At 35.4% G+C, this 10,512-nt stretch carries 6 protein-coding genes; all 6 read right to left on the bottom strand.

Going from position 1 to position 10,512, the window contains the following annotated elements; genetic code table 11:
- Positions 1–278: 278 nt before the first annotated feature.
- Positions 279–1,787: an FAD-dependent oxidoreductase gene (locus NEH75_RS01930; RefSeq protein ID WP_262948431.1), complete on the bottom strand. Its 1,509-nt coding sequence runs from the start codon at positions 1,785–1,787 to the stop codon at positions 279–281.
- A gap of 918 nt (positions 1,788–2,705) precedes the next feature.
- The gene (locus NEH75_RS01935) at positions 2,706–4,865 is read right to left on the bottom strand and encodes a hypothetical protein (RefSeq protein ID WP_202966249.1); all 2,160 of its coding nucleotides are present in this window, start codon (positions 4,863–4,865) and stop codon (positions 2,706–2,708) included.
- Between the two features lie 26 nt (positions 4,866–4,891).
- Positions 4,892–6,955, bottom strand: coding sequence for an efflux RND transporter permease subunit (locus tag NEH75_RS01940; RefSeq protein WP_262948432.1), 2,064 nt, complete (start codon positions 6,953–6,955; stop codon positions 4,892–4,894).
- A 431-nt stretch (positions 6,956–7,386) separates the two neighbouring features.
- A complete protein-coding gene (locus NEH75_RS01945) occupies positions 7,387–7,620 on the bottom strand; it encodes a hypothetical protein (protein ID WP_262948433.1) in 234 nt (77 codons plus the stop codon).
- A 232-nt stretch (positions 7,621–7,852) separates the two neighbouring features.
- A complete protein-coding gene (locus NEH75_RS01950; RefSeq protein WP_262948434.1) occupies positions 7,853–9,265 on the bottom strand; it encodes a sodium-dependent transporter in 1,413 nt (470 codons plus the stop codon).
- Positions 9,266–9,679: 414 nt separating this feature from the next.
- A complete protein-coding gene (gene msrB / locus NEH75_RS01955; protein ID WP_262948435.1) occupies positions 9,680–10,135 on the bottom strand; it encodes a peptide-methionine (R)-S-oxide reductase MsrB in 456 nt (151 codons plus the stop codon).
- Positions 10,136–10,512 lie beyond the last annotated feature (377 nt).

The raw sequence follows: 10,512 nt of genomic DNA on the forward strand, positions 1-10,512 counted from the left end.
TCAACATTATTCTAAAACATAGCGTAAAGAAAAAACACCATTGCCGGTCAATGGTGTTTTAGGAATGTAGGTAAAGATAAGGAGTGTGAGCACAACAGGCTCAAATCTATTATACGTTCTATTTGAACTGCCTTCAACCAAATCCCCTCAATGAAACACAATAAAATGAAATAGGGGAGTCGATAACATCCTTTTTTGACGATTTACCACTAGTTTCGACACTAAAAACATAACGTTTATAGCATCAGTTGTTGTTTATGAGTTATTTTGTAGATAAATTAAAAGAGGTTCGGATCAATTTTATTTTTCGTCGACTTCAATGAATAATGAGCAGGTCCCGAAATAATCTCACCTTTATATGAGAAACGTGATGCATGACATGGACAATCCCATGTACATTCTGCACGATTGAAATTCAACTCACATCCTAAGTGAGGGCACGTAATGTCGACAACAAATAACTCCTCATTTTCATCTTTATAAACGCCATATTTTCCTTCATCTGTAGAAATAACTGTCGCTTCACCAGGATTAAGTGAGGTTACTCCTTCTACGTGTTGTAATTTTCCTTTCAACAATTCAAACGCCACTTGAGCATTATAAAAGATTAGATTTTTGATTTGTGCTTTTAAATTTTTACGTTGTGGACTAAATAAAGGTTCATATGGATTTTCTTTGTCTAAAATTAAGTCACGTAAAAGTAGGGCAGCTGCCGTACTATTCGTCATTCCCCATTTTCGAAAACCTGTTGCGACAAAGATATTATCATTCTCTTGCATCCGACCGACAAAAGGAAGCTTATCAACCGTCTCATAATCTTGTGTTGACCATTCATAAATCACATCATCGACATGAAAATTCTGATGAGCAAAACCTTTTAATGCCTCATACTTAGCCACTGTATCTTCTTGATTTCCTGTTCGATGATCTTCACCACCAATGAGTAATAAATCTTGATAGGTTCGAACGGAGTGCGTCGGCTGTTCGTAAGACAAATACATCCCTTCGGGTAAATTTTGTGCTCCCTCACAAGCAATTAAATAAGAACGAGAAGGTTCAATTTTAGCAAAGAGTAGGGCAAGATCGTCATAAAAAGGGAAGTGTGAGGTTTGAATCACTTTTTGGGCACGAATTTCCACATGAAAAGCTGTCTCAATCACATAAGCAGAATCTTGTTTTTTTATATCTGTGGCAGGCGTATTTTCATAAACTTCAATATTAGAAGCTTCTGCAATAGAGTTGAGTAAGCCAAGTGTATATTTTAAGGGATGAAACTGTGCCTGATCCTCTAAAATCAATGCTTTCTCAATCGCAAAAGGTAAATCTAATTCATCTACCAAATTTCCCTTTAACCCTAACGTTTGATAAGCTTTAAACTCTTTTTCAAGCACAGGAACATACGTAGGATCTTGCGTATAAATTGCTGCAAATTTTCGTTCAAATTCACAGTCAATCTTTAATTGCTGAATGGTTTGCTCAATGAAATAAAGGGCATCTGTTTGAGCATTCGCATAGCACTTAGCTTGATATTCACCGTAAGAATGGATAATTTCATCATAAACAATATCATGCTGGGCCGTCACTTTTGCTGTTGTATAAGCCGTCGTCCCATGTAAAACATGATCGGAATCAATTAAAACAACTTTTAAATCAGTATCTTTGAGTAAATAAGCTAACGTCACACCAGTAATTCCAGCTCCAACAATACATACATCAACATCTAGAGGATGTGTAAGTGTCGGATAATTGGGTGCCGAAACCGTATCTAACCATAAAGGAACACGCATATAAAAAAACCTCCTAAAATTAAGATAATCTTACTAAAATTAAGATAATCTTAGTTTTAAACACTAAAACTAAAATATGTACAAAAATCTATATACAAACAGAAATGTTTTCTACATTTAATACATCAACCGAAATATGAGATGGTTATGCCGTGCAAGGCAGACTATAGTCCAGCTAAAAGTTTTTACGATGTAAAAAACTTATCTGGACTTATATAGTCATTGTGCCTAAAATACCAATAATCCTCATTATGTAAACTTATAAGTTTACATAATATATATTATAGGAAGTTATATATGAATTCTTATCAACCCTTGATATTACACTCTTTCTTACCTCATTATTTCCGTTATTTCTATATGTTTTTAAAAATAACGGAGTCAAAACAGATTCGATTTTTTAGTTATTTAACATTATAGAAAGAATTCGATCAAAGTCATATTTGAATTTAACAAAGTTAGACATGTCCGCTTTAATCCACTGGACACCCTTCATATCTGGTTTCTTATTACACACTGAAATTAAGAGAAAGTTATCACTTAATATTTTAGCAACTTTTGAATCAGTCTTATGGCTACGAATTTAATTTGATAATACTCAAACTCGATTCGCTCACGATTTTAGAATTACAACGTGCGCTCTCCTCTTCAATGACTATCTATCCCCACTTTTCAGCTAATCGTTCCATCCTGTTCTTCTCAATATCCGTACAACACTGGCACATCTAATCAACTCAATCTTCTCACGACAAGTCCAATCTAGCCTATTAAATACTTACTATTAATTTCAAATACTAAATTAGTGTCTTAATAAAAAAAGCAACTCAGTAGCGTATTGCCATCTAGTTGCTTTTTCTATAGTAAACCGAATTTAATTATTTAAACATTCTCAAGTATTCGTATAAAAGATATTTCAGCCTACTCAATGCCAAATAGTTTTAACAATTTACCCCAAAAATTAAGTTCTTCTACTGGTTGTGAGTAATTCTCCTCTACTTCCGATACCTCAATCGCCTGACTCTGAATGACAAACTGTACCGCATTTACGTTCGTATTTTTTTCTGATACAAATGAAACAATATCTCTGTCTCCTCCAGTGATACTTTCTAACAATTCATCTATTTTATCACTGATTTCTGTATCCATGCCTGACGTTTCTTCACGCATTGTTGTGGTTCCATCCTTTAATTCACCGGTTCCATCGTAAAGATCAACGATTCCAGTCAACAATTTAGCAACTCCCTCATCTAATGTGCCAGTTCCATCTGTTAATGTCCCTGTCCCATTATAAACTTCAACAATTCCTGAAAGTAAATCACTGGTTCCGCTATAAAGTGTTTCTGTTCCATTTTTTAGCGTCCCGCTACCTGTTACTAGCTTAGTCGCCCCATCAGATACCTGTGAATAACCGGCAAGGATTTCTGACACCCCTTCTGTATAAGCATTAATTCCCGAATCAAGTTTTTCATACTCAGTCACTAAAGTATTAATTGCCGTCGATAACTCAGTGAGCTTATAAGCTAGACCGCCAAGCATATTAACAAGTTCATCTATTTTTGCATCAAAGATTGTATAATTCGTTTGTAATGCTGTTACCGCCTCTAACAATGCTGAGAGATTTTCATGAATAGTAGAGAGATAGCTTTCTGTCCCACTAATGCTAGCATTATTAGCTCCAAATAGTGAAATGATATTATCGAGTTGCGCTACTTGGGATTGAAGCTGTGTTGTATCTACTCCAGCTGCTTGCAGTGTTGCAATCTGCTCACTTAAAGAGACAATAGTGGCTTGTAACGCATTAATCGCTGAATCATTACTCTGTTTTAACGCCTCAATATCCAGACCATTTTGTAACATGACAGATTTATAAGACTCATAGCTTACGTTTTGATATAAAAAAGACACATTAGACACCAAAGACTCTATACCTGATTTAAGTTCACTAGAGGCTTGGATTAATGCTTTAAAATCATCTGTTGTTACTGATACACTGTTAAGAGCGCCTTGAATCTGTGACAATGCTGATTTGATTTTAGAAGAACCCTCCGTTAAAGTAGATGATTGACCGTTCAAAGACTGAAGTGCCGTTTGAATTTGGACAATCCCATCATTCAACGACTGAAGTCCCTCATTTAATGCTTCTGCTCCAATTTGTAAATTTGCCACGCCACTCTGTAATGAACTCCCACCATCTTTTAAACTTTTAGTCCCCGCATACAAATTTTGAACACCATTTTGTAAATCGTTAACCCCCGCTTGTAAATCATTCTTAACACCCTCTTGCAAATCAGCTACACCACTTTTTAGTTCGTTAGCTCCATCATCCAACTGTTCAATCGCATCTAATAATTCAGTGACTCGCTCTATTAGCTTTTCATCATCCACTTCAATATTCAGATTAAGTGGAATCCCGTTAATCGAAATGCCCCCCATTTCAAAATCAGTGACATCAGCCGTAATCGTAATGTCTGCTTCCTGACCAGGAAGCAAAATATAAGTCAATTGCTTATCACTACCCACATTCGCAATAGTTGCCTCATTTGCCACAATATTTGCACAATTTTTTGTATCCAATGTTAAAGAGGCTTGAAGGGCATAAGTATCAAAAAAATCGGACTGCCCTAGTTCATTTTTACTTACAGATATCTTAATTTTCAAACTTCCACTCTGACCGGCAATTTCATCAGCGGTATATTCTTTATCATCCATATAATACTGAATACTAATATCCCAAGGAATCACACGACTATCAAGTTTCCCTTCGTAATAAAGCTTTCCTGCCTGTGCATCAATTATTATTGTATCATCAAGATTTTTAATTTCATCTGTTGTTGTCATATTTCGAATGGACTTATATTTTCCGTAATCAACTATTTCACTATTTTCATTCAACTCAAAAATATTGACAACATTAATTTCCTCCACTGAACCATCGTTATTCAGATTAATATATACGACTTCTTCTTTGGGTGTATTTTCAGATACGGCATGTGCCATCACTGGTAGCATTGAAATAGACATCAATACAGCCAATGTAGTGGCAATCACTTTACTTTCATTCCCTTTTACACTTTTCATTTTCAGATGACCTCCTGTTAACATTCTTAATCAGCTCCCATTTGTATCTGCTTGATTTTCCTTTTCCGAATAATTAATGGGTCAAATAGATATAAAAGTCCCGGTAGCACAAACAATACAATGATTAATGATAAGATAGCACCGCGTCCAATAAAAATACCAAGCTGTCCTAACAGCTGATTTGTCGTAATATATCCAAGTAATAAGCCAACTACCGTTAAGACACTTCCTGATGTCAAGATAGAAACAGTCACATCAGAAATTGTTTGAATAACCGCTGCTTTTTTGTTCATCATTTCACGATTTTCCTTATATCGATCGGTCATTAAAATAGCATAATCCACAGTTGCCCCAAGCTGAATAGAACTGATAATCAAATAAGCAATATAAAAAATAGGCGTATCCATAAAGTATGGGATAGATAGATTTATCCATATGGCTGTTTCAATACTAAGTACTAAAACAATTGGCAAAGAAATTGATCGTAGTGATAATAAGAGAACAATAAATACGGCTGCAATTGCCATAAAATTAACCTTAACCATATCATCGGTTACAGTCTCCATCAAATCATACGTGCTGACACCCTCACCAGCTAAATAATACGTATCAGAATAATATTTTTGTGCGATGTTGCGAACTTGTTCAACTAAAGCAAAAGTCTCTTCTCCCTCATAAGGAACATCAACTGATAACACCATTCGACTATAATTTTTTGATATCAACTGTGAGAGTGTATTTTCATCTAGATATTCCAGTGGAATCTCTGCCCCAGCCAAATCCACATAAGAAATAATGCTTGTGACTTGTGGTAGGTTATTTAATTCCTGAGAAAGTTCTGTTTCAGTGGCTGTATCCCCTGCTGGCACCATCAGTACATAGGTATCACTTTTGCCAAACACTGATTCGATTACAGCTGTATCTGATCCCAGTTGGGTTTCATTACCAAAAATATTAGATGAACCATAATAATAATCATTAGCATTAGAAGCTAAATAAGCAGGTATAATGAGGATAACAAAAATACAAACCATAGGAATTGTCATTTTTTGCACACTCTTTCCAAATAAATCGAACTTAGGTAATAAGTCTTTATGTCTTGTTTTATCTAACCATTTATAGGTCAATAAAATAAATGACGGCATGAAAACAAATACCGTAATCAAACTAATTGCCACGCCCTTTGCCAAAGCAAGACCAAGATCAGGTCCTAGTCTAAATTGCATCAGTACCAGTGCCAAAAAACCAATAACTGTTGTCAATCCACTAGAAAGGATCGAGGATGTTGACTTACAAAGTGCCTCCGTCATCGCAGCTTTAACGTCTGGATTTTCTTGACGGCATTCTTCAAAACGATGAAGCAAAAATACCGAATAGTCTAACGAGACTGCAAGTTGTAAAATACTTCCTGCTGCATTCGTAACAAACGATATCTCACCAAAAATCAAATTCGTTCCATTATTAATGACGATAGCAAGACCAAGGCCGATCAGAACAATCAGTGGCTCCATCCATGAATTTGTCGTCATCACTAGGACAACTAAAACGAACAAAACTGTAAAAATTGAAATTTTATTGACTTCTAAAACAGTCTCAGTCGTTGAAATAGCGGTTGAAACAGCACTTCCTGTCATCGCATTATCTTCACCTATGATTTCACGAATACTAGATACCGCTTCAATACGACGATCTTCCTCAATGGTCACTGTAAACAATGCATTATTATCCTTATAATAAGTTTCGAGAGTATCAGTATCTAGTGTTGAAATAGGAACAAAAATACTGACCACATCATCTAGCCAAGTAACAGCTGTGACTCCCTCAACAGCTTCCAACTTCTCTTTATATTCCAAAGCCTCTGGAATTGTAACATCAGAAATCATGATACGCGCATTAGGAATCCCCCCATCGAACTCTTCTTGCATCAACTCAAGGGATACTGTAGAGGGACTACTCTCTGGCAGATAGTCATTAATATCATAATTGACCTTAACTAGATTCCCAAGTAATAAACACACCACAAAAACCATCGTAAAAATCATAACCATCGTTTTCCGATGATTTACGAGACTCATATAGAATTTTTTCATGCCTCCTCCTCCTAATCCCTTCCTAATATTACCTATTAATACTACGCAAAAATACCCTCAAAATATTACTTTTTGTGCGAATTAAAATCAATTTTCTGATATTTTTTTAATAATTACCTGTATTTTAGTGATAAAAAAGAACAGTAAAAAATACTGTTTGCTAAAAAAACTAATTATTGATGAGATGCTATCTGATCACATTTATTCTATAAGATTATAATGCCCACTCTCCATACAACCAATCTTGCGACTCATTGGATTTAGTAATCGCCTTCTACTTCTAATTACTCCTACTTAAGTAAGATTTTCATATCGTCACGCTAGAAGTTTATATAAATTTGCTATCTCTTTTATCAGTGACTATTTACCACCTATAACAAAAAATTCCCCAAATTATAAAGTAACTTGGGGAATTGTTAACCTTATTCATCTTATTTAATCAAGCTTACCGGATGCTCATCAACAACTTTTTGAATAATCTCTTTGACTTCTTGTTCAGAGATTTCTAATTGATTAAGTCCTCCACATTCACAGGCGACACTACTTTGGATACTTTTAAAAATCTGATGATAGATTTGTTTTGGTTTTTTAAATGTTTCTCCATCATCTATCATGTACTGATATAGCATTTCAGCCTCTTTTTGAATATATAATTGATCGTCCATCAAAATCCTCCTATCTAAATGACTCTATGATAACCAATTTTACCTTATTGCGTCAAGAATTTGACTTTTATGAGATGAAGGTGACTTCACATAAAAAAGACCAGTCTAGCTAATTAAGACTGGCCTTGCTTTATTAAACAGTCGCTTTTTCATTTTTTGTAGACTTTGAACGATCTTTCGTATGAATACAATTCATCACAATACCAAAGACAAGCGTTAAAACGACAACTGCCTATCCACCTATCACTAGGTGTGCTACCGGATAACCATCGTATGGATTTTTAATATTCGTAATGAGATAAGTCACACTGATAAATAAGAAAATAACTGGACAGATATATTTAATCGCAACATCCCACCAAACTCCATACTTAAAGGTTGTATTAGAGTTGAGATACTCACGAAGTTTTTTGGCACCAAAAATCCATCCTAGCGCCACACATTCAACAAAGCCAATGGCGATTAAGTTAAAATCATTCACAAAATGATCAACAATATCTAACCAATATAGTCCAGCACGAGTGGCGAAAATTAAACTTGCACAGAATCCGACCACGCAAAACCAGAAGGTTGTACGTTCCTTATTCCATCCAAATTTATCAACAAATGCTGTAATAATCGCTTCAATGATAGAAAATGCCGAGTCAATCGCTAATGTAAATAACATGATAAAGAAAATTAATGAGAATAAAATGACTCCAAATCTTCCACCAGGCATTTGTCCTAACGCTTCAGGATAAGTGACAAAGGCGAGCATAATTCCAGTATGCTTCATCTCGGCAATCGGTGTTCCACTAATTTGAGCGAGATATCCAAGTGTTCCAAAGGCAGCAAACCCTGATAAAAAGCTAATTCCAGCATCAGCTAAACCGATAATCATTGCATCCTTAGTCACTTCTGCATCTTTACCCAAATAACTTCCATAGGCCACCATAATGGAGAATAAGATACTCAAACTAAAGAAAATCTGACCATAAGCTGCGGCCCAAACATTAATATCCAATAATTTAGACCAATCAGGAACTAAATAATAACTTAATCCTTCTAAAGCACCAGGTAAAGTCACCGCTCGGATGATTAAAAAGATAAGTAAAATAATTGGTAAAATAACAGTATATTTTACAACCTTCCCTACAGATGCTACGCCATGACGAATACAATACCAAATGCTTAGCCACGCAAAGACTAGCGCAAGTAAAACAACAGGACTAAATCCTCCTAAATCAAACATCCCACTTGAGACTTGTAACACCCCTTGTGTAAACACTTCAGCTGCAGCTTTATCCATCCACGGTACTTTAAAAGATAACGCAACATAATCAATCACCCAAGCTACGACAACAGAGTAGTAAGCCGCGATACAAAATGCGGTTCCTACTCCCCACCATCCAAACCATTCAAATTTCTTATTTAGTTGAGCGAACGCCCCTGGCGCACCTGATTGAAACTTTTTACCAATTGATAACTCTAAAGCTAGTAATGGGATTCCGGCTGTAAATAAGGCAATAAAGTATGGAACTAAAAATGCCCCTCCCCCGTTTTGATATGCGATTCCCGGAAATCGCCAAGCATTCCCTAACCCTACGGCTGACCCAACCGCAGCCATGACAAAAGTACTTCTTGAACTCCACTGTTGACGTGCCATATAGGATTCCCCCTTATGATTTATTTAATTAGATCCTTACTAGATTTCCCCCTCTAGCAAGAATTTAATTACATAATTTGGTAATTAATGGCTATTTTAGCATACCGTATTAGAAAATCAAGAGATAAAATAGACGTTTTTTAACATTATTCTATCCTTAATCGTCATAAAAAAAGAAAGCCTTAACATTTAAATTTAGACTTTCTTTCATTAAAACTATTGATTAGAATAAAATTAAAATCGTATTTTGATTAATCTTTCTTCACTCCATTCAACGCTTTGGAATGATTGATTAGATCGTATTAAAGCGGTATCAAGCTGCCTAGAAAACAATGGATCTCCTATTCGTGATGAAACCTCATATTTTACTTCTCGTATTGCTTGTCTGACAATCTTTATTACGTTTCAATAAAGTCATTCATTCAAACCTAATAACGGTAAATACTCCCCATAACCCGCTGCTTGCATCTCTTCCTTTGGAATAAATCGTAAAGCCGCCGAATTGATGCAATAACGTAATCCTCCTTGTTCAATCGGTCCATCATTAAACACATGGCCTAAATGAGAATCTGCTTGTGTACTTCTAACCTCAATACGATGCATGTTATGTGACCAATCTGCCTTTTCCTTAATCATTTGGCGTGAAATAGGTTTTGAAAAAGCAGGCCACCCACAACCCGAATTAAATTTATCACACGATAAAAACAAGGGTTCCCCACTGACAACATCGACATAAATCCCTTCTTCAAAATGCTGATCATATTCGTTATAAAACGGTTGTTCGGTTGCATTATTTTGTGTCACCTCATATTGTAAAGGTGTCAAATTCATTCTTAATTCTTCTGGTGATGGTTTCATATATTTCGTCATGATTTCATTTCCTTTTTGATTTCTTGTTAAATGGTGTAAGATTTTTGCGATTTCCTCGGTCTATGATTCATTATTTCCGTCCTTATTTCTCTTTATACCACTGATGAGAGGCTTGTTTCCAAATTTCATTTAATTTTCCCCTTTCTTATGAATCTTTACCTCCTATCATAGCATCGTCTCTTAATCAACTATTTAATTTAATTCATTTCCTTTAACTGACCTAGCCACTATACTAGATAACTTTAAAGAGCTAAATCGAGTAGGAGATAATTAATTAATTTAATCATCGTCCTCTCACACCACCGTACGTACGGTTCCGTATACGGCGGTTCTATTTTATCTCTAAATATGAACGGTTTGATAGTGGTCTAGTAGTG

This window comes from Turicibacter sp. T129, assembly GCF_025594975.1.
GTDB classification, from domain to species: domain Bacteria; phylum Bacillota_I; class Bacilli_A; order MOL361; family Turicibacteraceae; genus Turicibacter; species Turicibacter bilis.

Excerpts from the sequence above, each read along its gene's own strand:
- NEH75_RS01930 (WP_262948431.1), bottom strand. The coding sequence starts at position 1,787 with ATGCGTGTTCCTTTATGGTTAGATACGGTTTCGGCACCCAATTATCCG.
- NEH75_RS01935 (WP_202966249.1), bottom strand. The coding sequence starts at position 4,865 with ATGAAAAGTGTAAAAGGGAATGAAAGTAAAGTGATTGCCACTACATTG.
- NEH75_RS01940 (WP_262948432.1), bottom strand. The coding sequence starts at position 6,955 with ATGAAAAAATTCTATATGAGTCTCGTAAATCATCGGAAAACGATGGTT.
- NEH75_RS01945 (WP_262948433.1), bottom strand. The coding sequence starts at position 7,620 with ATGGACGATCAATTATATATTCAAAAAGAGGCTGAAATGCTATATCAG.
- NEH75_RS01950 (WP_262948434.1), bottom strand. The coding sequence starts at position 9,265 with ATGGCACGTCAACAGTGGAGTTCAAGAAGTACTTTTGTCATGGCTGCG.
- msrB (WP_262948435.1), bottom strand. The coding sequence starts at position 10,135 with ATGACGAAATATATGAAACCATCACCAGAAGAATTAAGAATGAATTTG.